The organism is Sulfitobacter sp. S190 (genome assembly GCF_025141935.1).
In the GTDB taxonomy this organism is placed as follows: Bacteria; Pseudomonadota; Alphaproteobacteria; order Rhodobacterales; family Rhodobacteraceae; genus Sulfitobacter.
In genome coordinates this window covers 1581201-1603826 of sequence record NZ_CP081120.1, presented here as the reverse complement: position 1 = coordinate 1603826, position 22626 = coordinate 1581201, and the positions used below count along the sequence as shown (strand labels likewise).

Here is a 22626-nt window from a genome sequence, read left to right as displayed (position 1 = left end):
ACACTAGGTTCAAACATGGAAAAACTATCAAAGTCGGAGTGCTTAAAATGCAGGAATGGTGGCGCAGCGCGGTAATCTATCAGGTCTATCCGCGGTCCTATCAAGACACGACAGGCAACGGTGTCGGAGATCTTGCTGGCATCACGCAACGCCTTGACCATATAGCGGGGTTGGGCGCGGACTGCATCTGGCTTTCGCCCATCTTCACCTCTCCGCAGGCCGATATGGGATACGACGTTTCGGATTATCTGTCAGTCGATCCGCTTTTCGGGGGTCTGGAGGCCTTTGACGCGCTGATCGAAGGGGCACATGCGCGTGGGCTTAAGGTCATCACCGATCAGGTCCTGTCCCACACCTCCGATCAGCACGACTGGTTCAAGCAGTCCCGCATCAGCCGCGACAACGACAAGGCCGATTGGTATGTCTGGGCCGACCCGCAACCCGACGGATCGCCCCCGACAAATTGGCACAGCCATTTCGGGGGACCCGCCTGGGAATTTGATCCCCAGCGCGGGCAGTATTACCTCCACAACTTTCTGGCGTCACAGCCGGACCTGAATTTCCATAATCCGGACGTTGTCGATGCGATACTGGAGACCTGCAAGTTCTGGCTGGATCGGGGGTTGGACGGGTTCCGGCTCGACACCGTGAACTACTATTTCCACGACCAGAAGCTGCGCTCCAACCCGCCGGCGCAAGCCGCGCCGCAGGTCATGGCCACGGATCTCTATGGAATGCAGGATAATATCTACAACAAGACGCGGCCCGAAAACCTGCAGTTCCTGCAACGGCTGCGCGCGCTGACGGATCAGTACGACGATATCATGATGGTTGGCGAAGTCGGTGAAATGGGCCGCCGCTCGATCGAGATCATGGGCGAATACACGCAAGGGACGTCACGGCTGCATATGGCCTACAGCTTTGCGATGCTGGGCCCCGATTTCAACGCCGAACACTTCCGCAACTGCATCGAAGGCTTCCAAACAGGCGCGCCCGATGGCCACCCCTACTGGTCCTTCAGCAACCACGACGTGCCGCGACAGGTCAGCCGGTGGGCCGAGCATGCTGTATCAGAGGACGCTATCGCACGGCTCGCATGCGCAATGCTGATGTCGTTCGAAGGTACTATCGGGATCTATCAGGGCGAAGAGTTGGGCCAGACAGAAACCGACCTCGTCTTTGAAGAACTGACGGATCCCCCCGCCATTCGGTATTGGCCGGCCGTGAAAGGCCGCGATGGGTGCCGCACGCCAATGGTTTGGGAAAAAGACGCACCGCATGCCGGGTTTTCCGACGGCAAACCGTGGCTGCCGGTCAAAGAGCCGCAGGCCGCAAACGCAGTGGATCAGCAGCAAGGGAGCGATAGCATCCTTGCCTACTACAAAGACATGATCGCTTACCGTAAAGCCTCTGCTGCGCTGACACAGGGCTCCACCCGCTTTATCTCCCTGCCCGAGCCTTTGCTGGCGTTCACCCGCGCCAGTGATGAGCAATCGCTCACCTGCGTGTTCAATCTGTCGACGGAAGTTCACAAAGTACCGATGAAGGGAAATGCCGAGATCGCCAAAGGAAGCTCTGCGTCAATCGACGGTGACGCCCTTGTGCTGCAAGGCAACGGTTTCGCCTATCTCGCGCATGAAACAGGACAAGTACCGCTTTTGGGATAATGTACGCTCAGGTGATGACGTCCGGCGCGTCGCGTCCCGTCATGCCGACCAGATCGGATACGGCCAGCGCTGCCTCGCGCACGCTGGCCAGCGCCGTCTCGGGTGCGTCATTCAATCGTTCGGCCTCCGTTTGCAGCTGTTCGAGGTAAATGCGGATCGTCGCCCCCTGCGTGCCGGTGCCAGACAGCCGAAAAACGGCACGCCCGCCATGGCCAAATACAATACGCAGCCCTTGACCAGTGGAGCGCGAGCCGTCGACCGGATCGAGATACGCGAATTCATCTGCGGCCTCGACCTGCAGACCGGCGATCTCCGTACCGACAAGACCGTCCAGCTTCGCGCGCAGCCCGTCCATCATGGCAGTCGCCCGATCGGTTTCCACATCTTCGTAGTCGAGACGCGAATAATAGCAGCGCCCGTGGTCCGACCAGAGATCAGCCATCAGCTCGGATACGGATTTCCCTGTCTCGGCCAGAATGTTGAGCCACAGCAGTACGGCCCAAAGCCCGTCTTTTTCGCGCACGTGGTCCGAGCCGGTGCCGGCGCTTTCCTCACCGCATAAGGTAACCTTACCTGCGTCCAGAAGATTGCCGAAGAATTTCCAGCCTGTCGGGGTCTCGTAGCAGGCAATGCCGAGGCTTTCGGCCACGCGGTCCACGGCCCGCGATGTCGGCATCGAACGTGCCACACCCAAGAGCCCGTCCGCATAGCCTGGGGCAAGATGTGCATGTGCCGTCAATAGCGCGAGGCTGTCGGAGGGCGTTACATAGGCCCCGCGCCCCACGATCATATTGCGGTCGCCGTCGCCGTCGGATGCCGCGCCGAAATCGGGCGCGGCAGGACCGTACATTTTATCCATCAGGGTCTTGGCCCAGATCGGGTTGGGATCAGGATGCCCCTTCCCAAAATCGGAACTGGGCTGACCGTTGATGACCGTGCCCTGTGGCGCGCCCAGCATGTCCTCCAGTATGGCGTGTGCGTAGGGACCGGTGACGGCATGCATCGCGTCGAAACACATCGTGAACCCGCCCGCAAACAGCGCCCTGATCTTTGGAAAATCGACGATCGTCTGCATCAGGTCGGCATAGTCGGAGACAGGATCGACAATTTCTATCGTCATGTTTTCAAGCCTGTGCGTGCCAAGCTGTTCAAGATCGATATCCTCGGCCGCAGCAATCTTGTAAAGCGCGAGTGTTTTCGTCCGCTCGAAGATCTTGTCCGTGACAGCTTCGCTTGCCGGGCCACCGTTGGGGCCGTTGTATTTCAAGCCGAAATCGGCGTCGGGACCGCCGGGATTGTGACTGGCCGACAGAATGAGGCCGCCGTCAGCCTCGCGCAGCCGGATCAGATGGGATGCGGCGGGCGTAGACAAAAGCCCGCCCTGCCCCACGATGCACTTTGCCGCGCTGTTGGCACAGGCCATACGCAGGATGATCTGGATCGCCGCATCGTTGAAAAAGCGGCCATCGCCACCGATAACCAGCGTTTTGCCGTCGATGCCACCGATCCCGTCAAAAATGGACTGGACGTAATTCTCAAGGAAGTGGGGTCGCCGGAATACACCCGTTTTCTTTCGAAGTCCGCTCGTACCCGGTTTTTGACCTTCGATTGGAGTGGTCCGCACATTCTGCATCGGCATCTTACTTCCTCCCAAATTATTCCTTGCGATCACGCATCCGCAGCTTCTTGCGAAAAGACGACGACGCTGTTCGCTGCGACGGACATCCCTGCGGTGACTTCAATCGCGTTTTCCTGACTGGTGTCGAAACGGCGCACCCATCTATCGCCCTGCGGCAGATCCGGTGGGCTCACGTCAACCGCCTCCCCGCGGTTGAGCACGACCAATAGCGCACCTTCGCGTTTGACGTATTCCGGCGCGCCCGACGCCATCCGCATCTCCGCCACGAGCGTGTCCATGGCGGGGTTGTCCCAGTCATCCTGCTGCATCGCTTCACCATCCGCGCGGCGCCAGAACAGATCGGGTTCCCCGTCAATCAACCGCTGCCGCGAATGCAAAAATCGCGTCTGCCGCAGCAAAGGGTGCATTCTGCGAAAATCGATCGCCTGCCTGCAAAACTCGAAAAACGGATCTTCGCTATCGGGCCAATTGACCCAGCCGATTTCGTTGTCCTGACAATAGGCGTTGTTGTTGCCGCCTTGCGAATTGCTCAGCTCGTCACCGGCAAGCAGCATCGGAGTGCCCTGCGACAGCATCAATGTCGCGATCATGTTGCGCTTGCGGCGCAATCGCGCTGCCTTGATCGCTGGGTCCTCTGTCGGACCCTCGACACCCATGTTGTCGGAGTGGTTGTTGGAATGTCCGTCACGGTCGTCTTCGCCGTTGGCGAGGTTGTGCTTGCGGCTATAGCTGACAGTGTCGTGAAGGGTGAACCCATCATGTGCCGTCAGGAAATTCAGCGATGACGTCGCTGCCCGGCCGTCATGGTCGAAATATGGAGCAGAGCCTACCAGACGCTCGGCAAGGTCGCGCACCTTGCCCGCATCCCCGCGCCAGAACTCACGCACATTGTCTCGGTATTTGTCATTCCACTCCGCAAAGGGGGACGGATAGGCACCCAGCTGGTATCCTCCCGGTCCGATGTCCCAAGGCTCGGCGATCAGTTTGACCTGATTGAGCACGGGATCCTGTCCGATGGCCCGGAAAAACGGACCGTCGCGCTCGAACCCGCGCGCCGTACGTCCGAGCGCCGAGCACAGATCGAACCGGAAACCATCGACGTGCATCACTTCGACCCAGTACCGCAAGCTGTCCATCACCAACCGGATCACAAAAGGGTTCTCGAAATCCAGCGTGTTGCCGCACCCTGCATCGTCGATGTAGTAGCGCGGATTGTCGGCCAGCCGGTAGTAGCTGGCGTTATCAAGACCGCGGAACATCAAAGTCGGACCAAGCTCGGAGCCTTCGGCGGTGTGGTTGTACACAACATCGAGGATCACCTCGATCCCCGCCGAATGGAAACGCCGCACCATCTGCTGGAATTCGGCAATATCTGCATTTTGCATATAGCGTGGATCGGGGGCAAAGAACCCGTAGGTCATGTACCCCCAGTAGTTCGTAAGCCCACGGTCCAGAAGAAACTTCTCGTTGAGAAACGCCTGAACGGGGAGCAGCTCTACGGTGGTCACGCCCAACGTGTTCAAATGCTCGAGGATCGGGTCGGATGCCATCGCGAGATAGGTGCCGTGGTTGGCAATGTCGCGCCGTCCTGCCGTCAATCCTTTGACATGGGCTTCGTAAATGACCGAGCTTTCGAGCGGATGGCGCGGTTCTGGGGCGTTATCCCAGTTGAATGACGGGTCCACAACGACACAGCGGGGCATGTACGGCGCGCTATCGGTCTTGTCAAAGCTGAGGTCTTTGTCCTTGTGACCGCTCTTGTATCCGAACAATGCGTCATGCCATTTCGGGTGGCCGGTCAGATGCTTAGCGTAGGGGTCAATCAGCAGCTTGTAGGGGTTGAAGCGATGCCCCTCCAGCGGGGCGTAAGGCCCATCCATGCGGACACCGTATTGCTGGCCCGCTTTCATACCGGGGAAATACCCGTGCCACACATGGCCCTCGCGTTCGGGCAAGGTGATGATCTGGTTCTCGTGACCGTCTTCGTCAAAAAGGCACAGCATAACCTTGGTCGCATGACGCGAGAATACCGCGAAATTCACACCGCCCTCATCAAGCGTGGCCCCCAGGGGACTGGGGCGACCGGGTCGGGTCTCGAATGGGCCGAAGTTCACTGACGCGCCTCTAAAGCGGCATCATAAAGCGCCTTGTAGGCGGCGGCGGACGTTTCCCATCCGACCGGCTGTTTCATCGCGTTGCGCTGCATGGTGGTCCAAGTCTTTTTATCGTGAAACAGGTCCGTAAGCCGGACGAAACCATTTGCCAAGGCCTGTGCAGAGACCGGGAAAAACTGCACGCCTGTCGCCACACCCCGGGCCAGCGCAGCGGGCGAGGCATTGATGACGGTATCGGCCAGCCCGCCCGTCAAAGCCACAAGCGGCAGCGTGCCGTAGCGCAATCCGTAAAGCTGCGTCAATCCGCATGGCTCAAAGCGCGACGGGACAAGGATCGCATCACCACCCGCCATCATCTGGTGCGAAAGCGCTTCGTCATACCCGATCTTTACCGAAAGGTTCGCGTGCGCATCGGCTGTTTCGAGCAAGGCAACCTCAAGCTTGGGATCGCCCGAGCCCAAAAGCGCCAGCTGCCCGCCCCGATTTAGCAGCGCCGGCAGCGCGTCCAGCAAAAGGTCGATGCCTTTCTGCTCGGTCAGGCGGGACACCAACACGCACAGCGGGCCGTCTGCCGGGCCAAGCCCGAAGGTCTTGCGCAAGGCCTTCTTGTTCGCGCTCTTGCCCCTGACGGTGGTATAGGTCGTGATATTGGGGTCCGTTGCCGGATTCCAGACGTCGAGGTCAATACCGTTGACGATACCGGAAAGGTCCGCCTGTCTGGCGCGCAGGATACCGTCCATCCCGATTCCGAACTCTGGCGTGAGCAGTTCTTCGGCATAGGTCTGGGACACCGTATTGATCTTCGCCGCGCCAACCAGCCCGGCCTTGATCGCCGAAATCTGCCCCCAGAACTCGAAATGCTCCGACGTAAACCGGGCGGGATCGAGCCCAAGCGCCTGCAACTTGACCGCATCCGTATTGCCATGAAACGCAATATTATGGATCGTAAAGACGAAGGGCGTGGTCACGCCAAGCGCGTGCATGTATTCGGGTGTCAGTCCCGCCTGCCAGTCGTGGCCGTGCACAATACCGGGCACCCAGCCATCAACGCCGCCTTTGGCGATCATCGCCGCGGCCTTGCACAGCGCCGCAAACCGTTCTGCGTTATCCGGCCAGTCGGCGCCGCTCGGGTCGCCATAGATGGCCCCGTCCCTGTCAAAAAGATGCGGCGCATCGAGTATAAGCAGATCGAGCCCGGCAACCGTGCAGGCGCGCAATCTCGCCGGCCCTCCCAAAAGATCGTCGAATTGCGCAACCTTTTGCGTCTTGCCGATCTGTTGCATCACACTGCGATAACCGGGCAACAGGACACGCACGCCGACACCTATGTGCGCCAGCGCACGGGGCAGCGCGCCCGCCACATCCGCAAGCCCGCCGGTCTTTACCAAAGGGGCGCATTCAGAGACGACAAACAGCGCCTTTGTCATAGGGCAGCGGCTCTCTTATCCAGCATTTCCTGCGTGATCAGGGTAATCCCGCGGTCCGTCACGCGAAACCACTTCGCATCCTCTGCAGAGTCCTCGCCGACAACCAATCCTTCAGGAATGACCACACCTGTGTCCACGACCACCTGCCGCAGCCGCGCCGAGCGATGGACGACCGCATTGGGCAGGATCACGGCATGGTCCAGCACCGCATAGGAATTTGTACGCACATTTGTAAACAGAACCGAATTGCGCACCTCGGTGCCCGAGATGATGCAGCCCCCGGCAACCATTGAAGAAATCGCCATGCCGCGCCTGTCGCGTTCGTCGTGAATGAATTTCGCAGGGGGCACTGCCTCGTTATAGGTCCAGATCGGCCATTCGTTGTCCCAAAGATCGAGTTCCGGCGTGAAATTGGTCAAATCGATATGCGCTTCCCAGAAAGCATCAACCGTGCCGACATCCTTCCAATAGGCAGGCGCATCGCCGTCGCGCACACAGCTTTCGTCAAAGCGGTGTGCCATCGCTTTACCGTTCTGCACGATACTGGGGATCAAATCATTGCCGAAGTCATTGGTAGACTCCGGGTTTTCGGCGTCTTTCAGCAGCAGATCGCGCAAGTAGTCCCAGTTGAAAACATAAATCCCCATCGAGGCGAGCGCCTTGTCGGGGTCTTCCGGCGTGCCGGGCGGATCTGCGGGCTTTTCAAGGAAACTGGTGATGCGCCCCGCGCTGTCGGTGTCCATCACGCCAAATGCGGTTGCCTCCGCCCGCGGGACCGTTAGGCAGCCCACTGTCACATCCGCGCCGGTGTCCACGTGCTGGCGCAGCATCACTTCGTAATCCATCTTATAGATGTGATCACCGGCAAGGATGATGACGTAATCGACGTTGTAGCTGTCGACGATGTCGATGTTCTGGGTGACCGCGTCTGCCGTGCCCTTGTACCAGCTTTCGTTGCCACCACGCTGCGACGCAGGCAGCACATCGAGAAACTCGTTGCGCTCGGCGCGAAAGAAATTCCACCCTCGCTGGGTGTGCCGGATCAGGCTGTGCGCCTTGTACTGGGTCGCGACGGCTATTTTGCGGATGCCGGAATTGACGGCGTTGGACAGCGCAAAATCAATGATCCGCGCCTTGCCCCCGAACGGCACCGCCGGCTTGACCCTTCGGTCCGTCAGCTCCTTGAGGCGGCTTCCGCGTCCGCCTGCCAGAACGAATGCCATCGACCTCTGTGTGATACGTTTTGTCGGCATGTCGTCTTCCCCCCGTTGAATTCAATTGACCTTAGCGCTGCAAAACCACGACCGCCAAGGGCGGCAGCGTCAGCGCGACCGAGTACGGCTGCCCGTCCGCCGCGATGTCCTGTGCGTCGCACCCTCCCAGATTGCCCCGGTTGCCGCCGCCGTAAACGGCTGCATCCGTGTTCAGCACTTCGCGCCAATGCCCGTTATCGGGGATCCCGACACGGAAATTGCTGCGCTCAACGGGCGTAAAGTTACACACGATCAAAACGTCCCTATCGTCCGTGCCGCCCTTCCGCAGGTATCCCATCACCGATTGCGCCGGATCGTTGCACAGCCACTCAAAGCCGCCGTTTTCGCAATCCTTCGCGTGCAGCGCCGGTGTGTCGCGGTACATCCCGTTCAGATCGCGCACCAACTGCTGGATGCCCTTGTGCGCAGGCTGCTCTGCTGCGCCCCAGTTCAGTTCGGCGTCGTGGTTCCATTCCTCCGGTTGCGCAAATTCGCACCCCATAAACAATAGTTTCTTGCCCGGTTGCGTCCACATGAAGGCGTAATAAGCGCGCAAGTTGGCGTATTTTTCCCAATCGGTGCCCGGCATTTTGGTAAGCATCGATCCTTTTCCATGCACCACTTCGTCATGGCTGATCGGAAGAATGAAGTTTTCGGTGAATGCCCAGTCGATGGGGAAGGTCATCAGATAATGATCGTGCTGGCGGTAGATGGGGTCTTTTTCCATGTAGCGCAGCGTGTCGTTCATCCACCCCATATTCCACTTGTAGCCAAAACCCAGTCCCCCCGCATGGGCCGGCTGCGATACGCCAGGAAACGATGTGCTTTCTTCGGCAATGGTCATCACGGTCGGATCAGCGCCGTAGGCCGCGATATTCATTTCCTGAAGGAAAGCAATCGCTTCGTAGTTTTCGCGCCCGCCATCCTTGTTGGGAACCCATTCACCTTCGTTGCGCGAATAATCGCGGTACAGCATCGAGGCCACCGCATCGACGCGCAGCCCGTCAAGGTGGTATTCCTCCAGCCAGTAGAGCGCGTTCGCGATGAAATAATTCTTCACCTCGGTGCGGCCATAATTCGGTATCAGCGTGTTCCAGTCCTGATGAAACCCCTCGCGCGGATCGGCATGTTCATAAAGCGCGGTTCCGTCGAACTGGATCAGACCGTGGGCATCTGTCGGGAAATGCCCCGGTACCCAGTCAAGCAGCACACCGATACCGGCGGCGTGGGCCGCATCAATGAAATCGCGAAATTCGTTGGGCGGGCCGAACCGGATGGTCGGTGCGTACAGGCCGACCGGTTGATACCCCCATGAGCCGTCAAAGGGGAATTCGGACACGGGCAGCAATTCGATATGGGTAAAGCCCATGTATTTGACATAGTTGACCAGATCGCGCGCCAGTTCGCTGTAGGACAAAGGCCGGCCATGATCATCGTAGCGCCGCCGCCAGGACCCCAGATGCACCTCGTAAATCGAAATCGGCTGAGCGCGGTCCGCCCGTTGCGCACGCGCATCCATCCAGGCCTCATCGCTCCAGCCGTATCCGGCAAGCTGGCGCACGACCGAAGCCTGCTCGGGCGGATGCTGGGAGCCAAAGCCAACTGGATCGGCCTTGTCCCGCGTCTCACCGTCAGCCCCGACGATCTGGTATTTATAAATCGTGCCGTCATCGAGGCGCGGCAGGAAAATTTCCCAGATACCGGTGCTTCCGGCAGGGCGCATCGGATGGCGTCGACCGTCCCAGGCATTGAAGTCACCGATCACACTGACCCGCCGGGCATTTGGCGCCCAAACCGCGAAATGAACGCCGCGCACCCCTTGGTGCGTCATGACATGCGCACCCAACGCGCGCCAAAGCTCTTTATGGGTTCCCTCGCCAAACAGGTATTTATCCAGATCGGATAAAACGGGATCAAAGGCAAACGGATCCTCGGTCGTGTGCTCTGATCCATTCGGATAGTGCATGGTCAGCGTATAGCCCTTGCCCGAAACCCGGCCCGAGAACACATCGCCCTCAATCCGCGGCAATTCGGTCGTCTTGCCCGCAACAGTCGCCGTAACCTTGCACGCATCCGGCTGAAAGCTCGTGATCCATCTTCGGTTGTTGCTGATGCGTGACCCCAAAACTTCGAAAGGCGCGCTGTGTGTGGCAGTGTTCAAAGATGACAGAACATCGTCCGTCAGGAAATCCGGCCTGTCGAAAGTAGCTTTCTGAACCAATCTGCATACTCCGATGCTTTCAGGCAAACGCGCGTTAGTGAAAAACATAGCGCAGCAGCCCCCGATAGAAACACGAGGCAACCGATAACGTCAACCGACGCGGATCACACGGCCCGCAGCGATCACGCGGACAAGCCGCGTGGAACGGTACGGCCAACACGCAGGCACACATCACGTATTGGCTCAGGCGACGGACGGACGCACCAGACATTAAAATTGCTTTAAAAGCCCCGTTCCTGCACTGTCGTGGGCTGAAGACCTTGGTTTCATCCATTGCAGGACCGGGACGATAGAACGGACGCTTTTTTCATTTATCTGGAAGCATTCCAAACGCGATCAGCTGGTCTTGCTTCTTGTGACCCTGACGCTCTTCCCGCTTTTGTACGCAACGCTGGAGCTGCCGAAGAGGATCATCAATGACGCCATTGGTGCGGAAAGCGGCACGGTCGTCATATTCGGCGTTGGACTGTCGCAGACGGCGTTCTTGTTCATACTTTGCGGTCTGTTTCTGCTGGCCGTATTGGCACATGGCCTGATGAAGATGCGGATCAACACAATGAAAGGCGTCTTGTCCGAACGTCTTTTGCGCCGACTGCGCTATACGCTGATCGCACGGCTCCTTCGGTTCCCCGCCCCTTATTTCGAGCGCACCAGTCAGGGCGAGTTGGTTTCGATGGTCACGTCCGAGGCGGAGCCGATGGGCGGGCTGATGGGCGATGCGATTGCGCAACCTGTCCTGCAAGCCGGGCAAATGCTGACCATCCTTGGATTTCTGTTCGCCCAAAGCGTCGCATTCGGAATTGCGGCCTGCGCGATGATCCCCTTGCAGGCCTGGCTTATTCCTAAACTTCAACGCCAGATCAATCTGCTGAACAAAAAGCGCATCGTCGAGGTGCGTGCGCTGGCCGCCGATATCGGCGAGAACGCAGGTGGTGCTGCAACGCTACGTGTTCACGGTGGCTGGCGCTACAGGATGGCCCAGACATCCGAAAGGCTCAGCGTGCTTTTCGCCATCCGGTTCGAAATCTTCCAGAAGAAGTTTTTCATGAAGTTTCTCAACAACTTCATAGGACAGATTACACCGTTTTTCTTCTACGCGATCGGAGGGTATCTTACCATCAAGGGCGATATCACACTCGGCGCGCTGGTCGCCGCGCTGGCCGCCTACAAAGATCTCAGCTCCCCGTGGAAAGAGTTGTTGGCCTACTACAACCAGCATCAGGACATGTCGCTCAGATGGGCGATGCTGGTGCAGCGATTTGCGCCCGCGGGCATGATAGACGACAAGCTGTTCGACAGCAGCAATGATGACATACCACGCTTGTCAGGCGACGTCGTCTTGACCGACGTGACCGTGCGCGACGAGGACGGTCATACCGTGCTCGACGATATTTCGGTCACCATTCCGGCTGGCAAGCGGATCGCGATCACCGCGAAGGGCGATGAAGACCGGCGCGCGCTATCTGAACTGCTCACCCGTGAGATCCTGCCTGCTAAGGGGTCTGTGGTGGTCGCGGGTCACGATCTGGCGCAGCTGCATCAATCGACGATTTGCGCCCGTATCGGCCACGCGAGCTCGAAACCGGTCCTGTTTTCCGGCAGTTTCGAGCATAATTTGCTGATGCCAATGCGCCCGAAGCCATTGGGGACAGCCCACCAGACGGAGAGCGCTCTCGAAAGCCTTCGCGCAGGCAACACCGCCGATACGACGACACAGGATTGGTTGCATTACACCGCAGCAGACCTGAAGGACAGGGATGAGCTGAACGATTGGTGGCTCCAACTGATCGCTGGCATGGGCAGTGCCGATGCGCTCATTCACCGTGCGATCGGCCTGCGGCTCGACGATCCGAAGCACGCGAAGCTTGCGCAGGCTATCGTTGAGATAAGACCGGACATTGCCCGCGCCGTCATATCCGCAGGGCTTGAAACGCAAATCTGGCCGCTCGACACCGAAAAGTACAACCCTGCGCTGACGGTGCTCGACAATCTGCTGTTTGCGACCCCGCGCGGGCAATTGACTGCGGCGGGACTTGCGGAAAAATCAGAGTTTTTGCGGCTCTTGAAGGACCTGAAACTCGAAGAAAGCCTGCTTCAGCTTTCCATCGATATCGTCAAAATGATCCGGCAGATCTTTGGAATCGATGGCGTCAACCATCCCCTCTTCCGGCGCATGGGGCTGGACCCGAACGACTACGAAATTGCGGTCAGCCTGATTTCGGTCGATAGACAAAAGAAAGCTCTGAGCGATCTTCAGACAGCGCAGCTGCTCATCGTTCCTTTTTCTGTCTCTGCCGAAGCAATCGGCATTACCTTTCCCGACGAAATCACAGGCAAGGTGCTCGAGTTGCGAAAACAGCACGGCAAGGCGCTTCTGGCGGCGATGCCCGATCTGTTTGTCCCGATAACTGCGACGGGTCCGGTCGCAGGTTTCTCCATCCTCGAAAACGCGATCTTCGGCAAAGTCGCACCATCCGCCGGACGCAAGGGCGAGGAAGTGCAGCGGGTCGTGATCGACACGCTCAGAGGGGCTGGACTGGACCGTGACATTCTGCTGCTCATGTTGGACACGCCCGTTGGTCTGGGGGGCGCAAACCTGCCCGCGCGCGTCGCCGAGCCGCTGGCCCTGAGCAGAGCCGCAATCAAACGCCCGGACATTCTGGTCCTAGAGACCGCCATGCAAAGCCACGATATCGCATCGCGCGTGCGGATGTACCGCAATCTGCACCGGCTGCTTCCCGATACCACCCTCATATCCCTCGCGCCGTCTTTCGAGGGTATTGACGGTTTTGATATGTACCTCGAGATGGACAAAGGCCGCATATCGCGTGAAACCACGGCGACGACCCCCGAAGCAGACACGCCCATGTCTGCGGACCAATCCGAAAAAATCCGCACGCTCGAAGCATCAGACGTTTTTGGCACCCTGAGCCGAAAACAGCTTGGCATGCTGGCGTTCGCCGCGCGCTGGCATCGCGCCAGTGCGGGCGAGTATGTCTTTCGAAAGGACGATGACCCATCGAGCGGCGCCTACCTCATAACAGACGGGACTGCCGATCTGTTGATGCCGCAGGACGACGGGGACGACACGCTTGTGTCACAGATCGGTCCGGGCACGTTGGTGGGTGAATTGGGCTTGATCCGAAACGTACCCCGCGCGCTCGACATGCGGGCCGCGACCGATCTGAAAAGCCTGCGGATCGGCGGCGAAGCGTTTCTCTCCGTATTGGAAAATGACGCGGCAACAACCTTCAAGATTTTGCAGGTCATCGCCGGCTACGTCGGGAAATAACCAGATAGTTGCGAAATCGCCCTGTTTCCTATGCGGAACGGGTGGCAGGAGGCGCGCAGCACCACGCCCCCGATGACCGCCCAGAACGGCAGCCATTTCGGCACGACAGCCCCTCTCCGCACGAGGAAGGTGAAATAGTCAGTGCCTGATGCATCCGGGTATGGTAGGGTCAGGTATATTAAAAGACGTATTCAGTCCGTCGTACCGCAGTGGCAATTGTTATGCCCGACATATGTGTGACCGGCGCTTAACGATTTTTCCGAAAATTTTATTTGATGGAGAATCTATGCAAGACGAGTCCGTGAAGCGCAGTGTTCGTGCGGAATATCTGGAAAACCATCTGCAGAACATGACCGTCGCTCAACTGCTGTTGGAGTACCTCAAGCTCGAAGGTGTGGACCGCATCTTCGGCATTCCCGGCGGTGCGGTCATCTTCATCGCGGATCAGCTCAAGCAGCAGCGCGACAGATTTGATTTTATCATTTGCCGCCATGAAACTGGCGCGGCCTACATGGCTGATGGCTATTACCGGGTGACCGGAAAGCTGGGCGTGGTTCTGACGACCGCGGGCCCCTCTGCCGTGAACGCGCTTACCGGATCAATGAACGCCGAGGCCGGTAACTCCGCGGTGCTGACAATCACCGGCGAAGTGCCTGAGCAGTACTTCGGGCAGGGCTATCTGCAGGAAGGTGTCGATGCCCATCTCGACGTGAACGCCGTTTTCAAGAACGCGGTCCAGTCCAGCGCGCTGATCCCGTCTGCCTCCAGCTTCCGGACGCTCATCGAACAGGCGCTCAGAAACGCGATGGCCCGCCCCCGACGCGCCGCTCATATCAGCATTCCCAACAACGTTGCGGGAACGTGCGTGATGCAGCCACCGGCAGCGGGAGGAATACCGTTCCCCGCAGCGCCAGAGAATTACCGCACCGAAGCACGCGGCGCGGATCCCGCCCAAATGGAGCAGGCGTTCGAGGCGTTGGTGCATGCCAAGAAGCCCCTGATCTTCTTGGGAAACGGAGCGCGGATGGCGTTGCGTGATGCCACGCGGTTGCACGCTCTGCAAGATTTCTCCGAACGCTTTGCAATTCCCGTGATGACCACCCCCGATGGCAAAGGCATCTTTCCCGAAAGTCACCCGATGTCGCTGCGCAACTACGGCATGACACCCTGTGCATGGCCTGCGCTTTACATGAAAACTGCGTCAGACGCCGATCATTTTGACGCATTATGTGTCATCGGATCGAGCCTGGGCGAATTGGCCACGTCGCCTGCCGCAACCAATCATTACGACAAGGATCTGATCCCGTCCCACCACTGCATCCAGATCGATCTGGACCAAGCGGTTATCGGCAGGTCCTTTCCGATAACGCTCGGCGTCGTTGGCGATGCGGGCGCGGCCATCGATCAACTTTTGGCGCAAGGTGAAGGCGCCTCTCCGTCACCGGACGCAGAAACCCGGCGACAGATGATCGCCAGCCTCAAACAATCGTCCCCCTTCGAGTTCCCCGAAGACCGCGCCGGCGACGCAACCCCCCTGCATCCCGCCGCCGCGATGCGGATCGTCAACGAGCTGGTCCAAGATGGTCATATCTTCATCGATGCCGGCAACTGCGTGGGCTGGTCGCTTAATAACTTGGTGATCGACCCGCCGAACCAGTTCCACATCGCGCTCGGGATGGGCCCCATGGGCTTTGCCGTGGGCGCGGTCGTTGGCGGCAAGTCCGGTGCACCAGCAAAGGATTGCGTGGCCATCGTGGGGGATGGTGCCTTCATGATGCATGGATCCGAAATTTCCACGGCCGCGCAAAACAAGATTGGGGCCGTCTGGATTGTGCTGAATGACAACGATCTCGCCATGGTCAGTCAAGGGATGGCAGTTCTGTTTCCGCCCGAAGCCGATTGGGATGACTACTATGCCTTGGGTAAGCCCGATCTGGTCAAATATTCCGAAGGTCTGGGTGCCTGTGCAGTCGAAGTCACCTGCGATCAGGGACCCGATGACATGAAGCGGGAATTGGCCTCCGCGCTCGAGAGGGCACGCGCCACCGGGCAACCGCAAGTCCTCGTCCTGCATATCGACCCAAAACCGATGCCGAAATATGGCTGGCCCCATCCGCTGGTGCAGGCCGACTGCAGCTAGTCGGACCAAGGCATTCGTGCATCACAACGCTTAAGCAAGGACACCTGATATGACCGAAGTGCAAGACACTGAACTGGATATCGCAATTGTTGGCGCCGGCGTGAGCGGTGTCTATAGCGCGATGCGTCTGATGGGCTCCCCGCGCGCTGACACGTCCCCCCTGCCCCCGGGTGACTTGCGGGTGGAAGTTTTCGAGCAATCGAACAGGATCGGCGGGCGCTTGTTGTCGCTACAGCCACCCGGCGTGCCAAATACGCGGGTCGAAGTGGGCGGCATGCGCTACACTTCCGAGCATAAACACGTCATCGGGCTGGTCGGTCTTTTCGGGCTTACGCCGGTCCCTTTTCCCGTAAGCGAGCCGCAAAACATAGCGTATCTGCGCAACACACGGCTGCGCATGCAAGATCTTAGCGACGCGTCGAAACTGCCCTACAACTTGCTGGAAGACGAAAGCAGCAAGACGGCCCTGTCGGGCGGCTTTACGGCATTGGCCGCAGAACGTCTGCTGCGGGCGATGACCGGCAAGGATGTCGATCTGGCAAAGGTCAATTGGCTCGATATCACCAAGGATGACGCGTTCGAAGGCAACGCATTGGGCGATCTTCCCCTGCGCTATTGCATGCAGCGCATGATAAGCCACGAAGCCTATAGCTTTGCAGTCGATTCAAGCGGCTACGACAGCATTCTCTATACATGGAATGCCGCGGACGGCCTGCCTTGGAACCTCAGCGATTTTGGCAGATCCGTCACCTACTCGCGGCTAGCCGAGGGGTATCAGGAAGTACCGCTGAGATGCGCGGAGCATTTTGAAAAGGCGGGCGGCACGATCAGCACGGACCACCGGCTTATCAGTTTTGACACGACCAAGATGCAGGACGGTACCACCGGCGTTGAATTCAAAGTGGAAAGCGGGGGAAGCATCACAACCCGCAAGGCGCGCAATCTCGTGCTGGCCATGCCACGGCGGGCGCTGGAAATCCTGGCTCCCACCGGCGCGGTGATGGACCCGGAAAACCGCAGCGTGCGCGCGTTGATGGAATCCGTCACCCCCATCCCGCTGTTCAAACTTGCCCTGTGCTACAGCTATGCGTGGTGGGAGGACCTGCCGCCTGTTGCAGTCCCGGATGGCAATGGCCAGCCGGTGATGAAAAAGATCACGAAGGGCGAGTCTGTGACCGACCTGCCAGTGCGGCAGCTCTATTACTGGGACACCGACGAAGACACCGGCAATGCCGTTGTCCTGATCTACGACGATGGCCTTGCGCTGTCCTATTGGGCAGGTCTGCGCAGTCAGGAAGAAGTCTTTAAAGGCCAAGGGGGCCAGCCCCCGGGCGGTGGCCTGCCCGCATGGAGCGATTTTCCCGCGCCAAAACGGATGGTGGAGGAAGTCCACCGGCAAATTATGCAGATGCACGGCGTATCAACCGAGGCTGACATCCCCGCGCCCTACGCCGCTTCGTACAAGGACTGGGGCGATGATCCCTACGGCGGTGGTGCAAATTTCTGGCATGTCGGCGTGCGCAGCCATGAGGTGAGCCGCAACATCGTACAGCCAGTCAAAGACATCCCTGTCTATATCTGCGGCGAGGCGTATTCACACGATCAAGGCTGGGCAGAAGGGGCGCTGGCCACCGCCGAAGACATGCTCCAGCATCATTTGGGGCTGCTGCCGCCGAGCTGGGAAAATCAGGACTGAACGATCCACCGCCGGACACATAAGAGGAAGAATAGAATGCAGCCAATGATGAACCATATCGCTTGGGTCGCCGATGATCAGGATGGTGTCGCCGATTTCCTGCGCACTTATTTCGATTGCGAGATCGGGGAACGCCGCACGATTGAAGGTGCTTGGGCAGACGAATTGGCACAGATGAAAAACTGCAAGGTCCACTATCTGCCCGCAGTTTGTCAGGGCACGGCCACGCGCATCGCAATCCTGAAGTTCCTCAACCCCGGACCAATCGCCAATCCGGGCGTGGCAGAGCTGAACCGCAAGGGATTGAGACACTTCGGTTTTCTGGTCGAGGACATCTCTGCGAAGGTGTCGCAACTGAAATCCGGCGGCTACACCTTTCTGAGCGATGTGGTGACCGCGCAGGGGTTTGAATCGCAGACCGTCTATTTCCGTGGTCCCGAAGACGTAATCATCCAGCTTACGGAATCTATGATGGCAGCCCCTCCGCCGCCGTCCGGCAGCTAAGCGGCCCACCAACCATACCCCTTGAGCGCGACCGTTAGGCCGTCTGGGAAGGCACCGCAGACCCGGCTATGATCCGCTGGAGGTTCGCGGGATCAAAGAATTCGGTCACCGGCACCGTCTGGGCAAACACGCCGAAATAGGCATCGATATCGGCCTGTTGCCCGGGAAGAGCCATGAACAATTGCATCACCTCATCCGGAACGTCCGGGTTGAGCTGGGCAAGGTCGGCCGTGAACTCGAAATAGGGTCCGAACTTTTCGTCCCGCGCTTGCGCGAACGACGTGATCTCCTGATCCAGCGCGTCTTGATCCAATCCTGTGCTGATCGCATCGGCCAGCATTTCGGCCTGTATAAAGGCGTTCGAAATGCCCGCCGCCGAGACGGGATCCATGTTCAGCCCCGCATCACCGACCAGCGCCCATCCTTTGCCTCCCGCCGTGCGCATCAGCGAAGGTGTCCCCCCCATTCGGACCGGCGCCGTCTGCTCTGCGGATTTCAGGCGTTGGTGGAAGCTCGGCGACATGGTGGCCAGTTCGCGCCAGTAATTCGCGGCGACGTCATCGGCCATCGCCTTGGCGTCTTCGCCGCGACAGCAAAATCCGGCGACAACTTCCCAATCATTGGTTTCCCAAGCAAATCCCATGCGGCCCGGACGCGAGTAGAACTCGACATCCTCGATGTCGACCCCCTTGAAGTAGGAAAAGAAAATCTGTTGGCTCTTGGTACGGTAATTGTAGGTTTCGGCGCCGACCAGTTCCGCGATGGTGGAATTGATCCCGTCCGCGCCCACCACGATATGTGCGCGCGCTTCGGCAACACCGCCTTGCCTGTCGCGGTATGAAACACCGGCGACGCGATCACCGTCGCGCAACATATCCAGTACCTTGCAACCGTCCTGTATTTCGACGCCTGCGGCCCGTGCTTCTTCCAGCAAAAGCCGGTCAATCACATGTCTGCGTGGGGCATAGCTCTGCGACATCCCGTCTTCGTTGGCGCGCACAGCGCCGCGCAATTCCAGCCCTCCAAGATCCAGCAGATAACTTTGGTGGGGCGCACAATTGGTGGCCTCGAGCTTTTTAATCAGCCCCCATCGCTTCAGACAGCCCGTTCCCGATTGCCAGATAAAATGGGTCGACGTTGTCTTGTCGCTCGGAAGTTCTGCCGCGTCGAGCAGGAGTACTTTCAGCCCCCTACGCCCCAAAAGCATGGCCAAAGAAGCGCCTGCGCACCGACCGCCCACAATAATGGCATCAAAGGTCATAGAATTCTCCTCAAGTGCAAATCTGCGCGGCATCAAATGCGATGCCTGCGACAGGTTTCTTAATCAAATGTGGTTTAAAAACGCTGCAACTCGGTAATGAGTGATTTGATCGTCGTACTTGGGCCCACCAAATTGAGCCCTTCGAGCAAATCACGGTAGTCATCCAAATGCGCTTGCCCGATTTTGCGGTCATGCGGCTGTTGGTCCAGAGCAAGCCTACCCAATTCCGCTTGCACCTGCCAGATAATTGCACCGCTGGCCCGCGCGACGTCGGCCGCTTTGCTGTAGGCATTGGCGGATTCCGCGATGTCACCGATGGACGGGTCCCGCAGAATGTCGCCCAGTATGCGAAACGCGAGCGGCGCCACCCAAGCTTCGCCGTGACGGTCGATCAGCGCAAGCGCCTCTTTGCAGGTCGTATAGGCCGCGTCTGGCTGTTTCGCCGCCAGCAAGGCCTGCGCCTTGAGGGTCAAAAAGTAGGGAATGGTAATTCCCGCGCCCGTTTCCTTGAACCCGTGAATCGAGCGGTCAAGCGCTTGTTGCGCGCGCGCACCATCCCCATCGGCAGCCGACAGCAGAAGCTGTCCCAGCCGTGTGATGTATTCGAACCCCTGAGTATCGCTCAGCTCAACCGCTTTGGGGACATGGGTCAGGACTTCGCCAACCTCCCCGTTCAACAGATCAAGGTTGGCGGCCCAGACCGTCACCCAGACGCGCGAGTACGTGTGATCGATTTCTACGGAAAATTTGCGTGCCTTCTCGCGCAGCGCGTTTGCGCGGGCAAGATCGCCCAACATCCAATGGGCCTGACTGCCGTGCACGTACCACACGACCAGCAGGTCCAGCGAATATGTATCACGCAAAGCGGCATGGCGTTTGGGGTCATAAAGCGCTTCGATCTGGGCCCCGTGGTCAATCGCATCGCGCCAACGGCCTTCGTAGAAGGCGGCCTGAACAGCCATGACGTGGGCCACCAGCATCGCGTCATCATCTTGCCCTTCAAGGGCAATTTCCATCGCGCGCCGCGCCTTGCTTTGGCATGTGCCGATCTGCCCGCGGACCTGTTCATAGACCCACGCGCCCCAGAGCACCCAAATCCGTTCACTCGCATTGTCAGTCTGATCGACCAGCTTCAGGGCTTCTGAAAACGCCTGATCCACCTCAGGTGCGCCCCAGCTTCTGCTCAGCATATAACCGGTACCCAACAGGCCCCACAGGCGCATCTGCAGCAGCTTGGTGTCATTGGTCGACGGCTCTCCGGCCAACAGATCAAGCCCTTTGCGAAACCGGTCGATCGCTTCCGCCGCCGCACTGATACGCAGTGCGCTGCGCCCCGCGGCCAGCAGGGACTGCGCCGCCATCGCGGCCTGGCCTGCCGCTTCGTGATGGCGGGCGAGAGTTTCTGGGGCAGCCCCGTTTTCCTGCAGCACCCGGGCGAGGCTCGCGTGTATCGTTTTGCGTTGGGACTTGAGCAGACTTTCATAAGCCGCATCACACACAAGCGCATGACAGAAACTGTAGTGACCAGTGGCACTATCGGGGCTTTCGACCAACTCTGCTTCGACCAATTCCTCCAGAGCGTCCCGCACCTCTGACCGCTCTAACGGCGCCAAGTCCGACAAGGTGTCAAAATCAAAGACCCGTCCGATGCAGGCGGCAATCTGGGCCGTCTTCTTGGCGTGTTTCAGACGATCCAGTCGCGCCATAAGCGAATCGTGCAGGCTCGATGGTATCGACAAGCTCCCGATCGGAGCGGTCAGCCTGAACGCGCTATCGCTCTCGAGAACGGCATCTGAATCCAGGATCATTTTTGTCAGTTCCTGAACAAACAGGGGCACGCCATCGGTCTTGCGCAGTATCTCTTCTATCAATTGCTCCGGAACCGATTTCCCGCGGGCGAGCGTACAAATGATATCACGTGCGCAACCACCATCCAGTCGCGCAAGCGCGATGTGCTCGCTGATCAAGTCATCGAAAATGACCGGCCTCACGCCGGACCTGCCGGAAAAAAGAAACAGCATCTTGTGCGACGCGGGCGATGAAATACACGCTTTCAGAACCTCGAACGTGGTTTCATCGATCCACTGGATGTCATCGACCACGACCAGACCCGGCGCATCGCGGGCGCGTCGCATTAGATAATCGCTGAGCAATTCAATCGTTCTTTTGCGCATTTGCTGTGGTGCAATTTCCAAAGGACCCAAGTGCGCGTCAAAATCGCGCCCTAGAAGATTTGCAAAAATGCGTCCGTTGTTGGCGCTCTTTTCGAATGTCCCCGGAAGCAGGGCCTTGAGCTTTTCAAAGGCAAGGGTATCGGGAAGTTCAGGCGTGAGCCCCGCATCTTTTTCAATCCGGGAGATTATCGGATAAAGCGCTGTCTGCCTGTGATGCGGTGAGCAAAACAGAGCGACGCGCGCGTGCCCCGTTTCGCCGACGTGATCATACAGGGCATGCACCAAGCGTGATTTGCCGATACCGGGTTCGCCGGTCAGCAAAAGGGCTTTTGCATCTCCCTGCCCTGCGGCGTCCCACTGCCTTCGCAGATGCCCGAGCTCGTCGTCCCTGCCAAAGATCGGAGCCTTGCGTGCGGTCACATTGTCGCCGAACGGCGCTTTTGCTTCGATATTCCCCACGACTTCGAATGCGCGCAAACCGGGCGCTATGCCCTTCAGGTCGGGCAATGCCACTTCGCCCAACTCGAACACGTGCTGGACGAGCTGTCGGGTTTCGTCCGCAACAACGATCTGGCCCGGCTCGGCGATCGATTGAAGGCGCGCGGCAAGGTTGGGGGTCTGCCCGACGACATCGCGTTCGCGGGCTTCGGCGTCTCCGACCATTTCGCCCACGACGACGACGCCGGTCGCAATGCCGATGCGCACCAACGCCGGGGCGCCCGACGCTGTGCCGATCTGTGAGGTTGCTTTGACAATCGCGCGCCCTGCCCGCACCGCGCGTTCTGCGTCGTCCTCCCCTGCCGAGGGAAAGCCGAAATAGCACAACACGCCGTCGCCCATGAACTTGGCCACGTAGCCTTCGAACCGCAGCACCTCACCGGCAACGGCGTTCTGGAAGGCGCGGATCAGATCGCGCACCTCTTCAGGGTCCACCTCACTGGCGATGCGTGTCGACCCGACAAGATCGACAAACATCACCGTCAGGTGTCTGCGCTCGGCCTGCTCGGGCGGCTGTGTTGCCGGTGGCGTGCCAATAGCGCGCATGATCCGCTTGCGATCTCCCAGCGGAATGCCCAGATCGCCCAGATCGCGCTCCGTCAGATCACCCAGGATATCGACGTCGATGGCATTGTCGTGAAATGCCTTTGTATGGTGCCCCAGACCCAGACTTCTCAGCCACACATCAATACTCATGGCCAATTCTCCCTGCCGCGAGTGTACCATAAGTCGGCCCGACC

12 protein-coding genes are annotated in these 22626 nt (G+C 59.0%); 5 read left to right on the top strand and 7 right to left on the bottom strand.

The genetic code is table 11. The features are described from left to right. Positions 1–47: 47 nt before the first annotated feature. On the top strand, positions 48–1667 hold the full coding sequence (locus K3756_RS08180) for an alpha-amylase family glycosyl hydrolase (RefSeq protein ID WP_259993110.1): 1620 nt from the start codon (positions 48–50) through the stop codon (positions 1665–1667). Between the two features lie 7 nt (positions 1668–1674). Here the strand turns inward: K3756_RS08180 and K3756_RS08175 are convergent, their stop codons facing one another. Genes K3756_RS08175 through glgB form a run of 5 tightly spaced genes read right to left on the bottom strand, consistent with a single transcriptional unit; the run spans position 1675 to position 10321 of the window. Continuing rightward, entirely contained in the window at positions 1675–3306 is a 1632-nt protein-coding gene (locus K3756_RS08175; RefSeq protein ID WP_259993101.1) for an alpha-D-glucose phosphate-specific phosphoglucomutase, read from the bottom strand. Positions 3307–3335: 29 nt separating this feature from the next. After that, complete coding sequence (gene glgX / locus K3756_RS08170; protein WP_259993092.1) at positions 3336–5420, bottom strand: glycogen debranching protein GlgX; 2085 nt, start codon at positions 5418–5420, stop codon at positions 3336–3338. Next, a complete protein-coding gene (glgA, locus tag K3756_RS08165) occupies positions 5417–6847 on the bottom strand; it encodes a glycogen synthase GlgA (RefSeq protein ID WP_259993081.1) in 1431 nt (476 codons plus the stop codon). The genes glgX and glgA overlap by 4 nt, the downstream gene beginning before the upstream one ends. After that, positions 6844–8100, bottom strand: coding sequence for a glucose-1-phosphate adenylyltransferase (glgC, locus tag K3756_RS08160; protein ID WP_259993073.1), 1257 nt, complete (start codon positions 8098–8100; stop codon positions 6844–6846). The genes glgA and glgC overlap by 4 nt, the downstream gene beginning before the upstream one ends. Before the next feature lie 31 nt (positions 8101–8131). Beyond that, positions 8132–10321 carry a 1,4-alpha-glucan branching protein GlgB gene (glgB, locus tag K3756_RS08155; RefSeq protein ID WP_409202428.1) on the bottom strand — a complete coding sequence of 730 codons (2190 nt, stop codon included), beginning with the start codon at positions 10319–10321 and terminating at the stop codon, positions 8132–8134. A 355-nt stretch (positions 10322–10676) separates the two neighbouring features. On the opposite strand from glgB, the gene K3756_RS08150 reads away from it, so the two are divergent. The 4 genes from K3756_RS08150 (at position 10677) to K3756_RS08135 (ending at position 17953) form a co-directional block, all read left to right on the top strand. After that, positions 10677–13613 carry an ABC transporter transmembrane domain-containing protein gene (locus tag K3756_RS08150; protein WP_311201708.1) on the top strand — a complete coding sequence of 979 codons (2937 nt, stop codon included), beginning with the start codon at positions 10677–10679 and terminating at the stop codon, positions 13611–13613. Between the two features lie 286 nt (positions 13614–13899). After that, positions 13900–15753, top strand: coding sequence for a thiamine pyrophosphate-binding protein (locus K3756_RS08145; protein ID WP_259993063.1), 1854 nt, complete (start codon positions 13900–13902; stop codon positions 15751–15753). 49 nt (positions 15754–15802) lie between these two features. After that, positions 15803–17449, top strand: coding sequence for an FAD-dependent oxidoreductase (locus tag K3756_RS08140; protein ID WP_259993055.1), 1647 nt, complete (start codon positions 15803–15805; stop codon positions 17447–17449). Between the two features lie 36 nt (positions 17450–17485). Then, positions 17486–17953 (top strand): VOC family protein, encoded by a 468-nt coding sequence (locus tag K3756_RS08135; RefSeq protein ID WP_259993047.1) that lies wholly within the window; start codon positions 17486–17488, stop codon positions 17951–17953. A gap of 34 nt (positions 17954–17987) precedes the next feature. Here K3756_RS08135 and K3756_RS08130 read toward each other — a convergent pair whose 3' ends face one another. Together K3756_RS08130 and K3756_RS08125 are read right to left on the bottom strand one after the other, a co-directional pair. Next, positions 17988–19214 carry an NAD(P)/FAD-dependent oxidoreductase gene (locus K3756_RS08130; protein ID WP_259993037.1) on the bottom strand — a complete coding sequence of 409 codons (1227 nt, stop codon included), beginning with the start codon at positions 19212–19214 and terminating at the stop codon, positions 17988–17990. A gap of 74 nt (positions 19215–19288) precedes the next feature. Continuing rightward, on the bottom strand, positions 19289–22582 hold the full coding sequence (locus K3756_RS08125) for an adenylate/guanylate cyclase domain-containing protein (RefSeq protein WP_259993035.1): 3294 nt from the start codon (positions 22580–22582) through the stop codon (positions 19289–19291). Between the last annotated feature and the right edge of the window lie 44 nt (positions 22583–22626).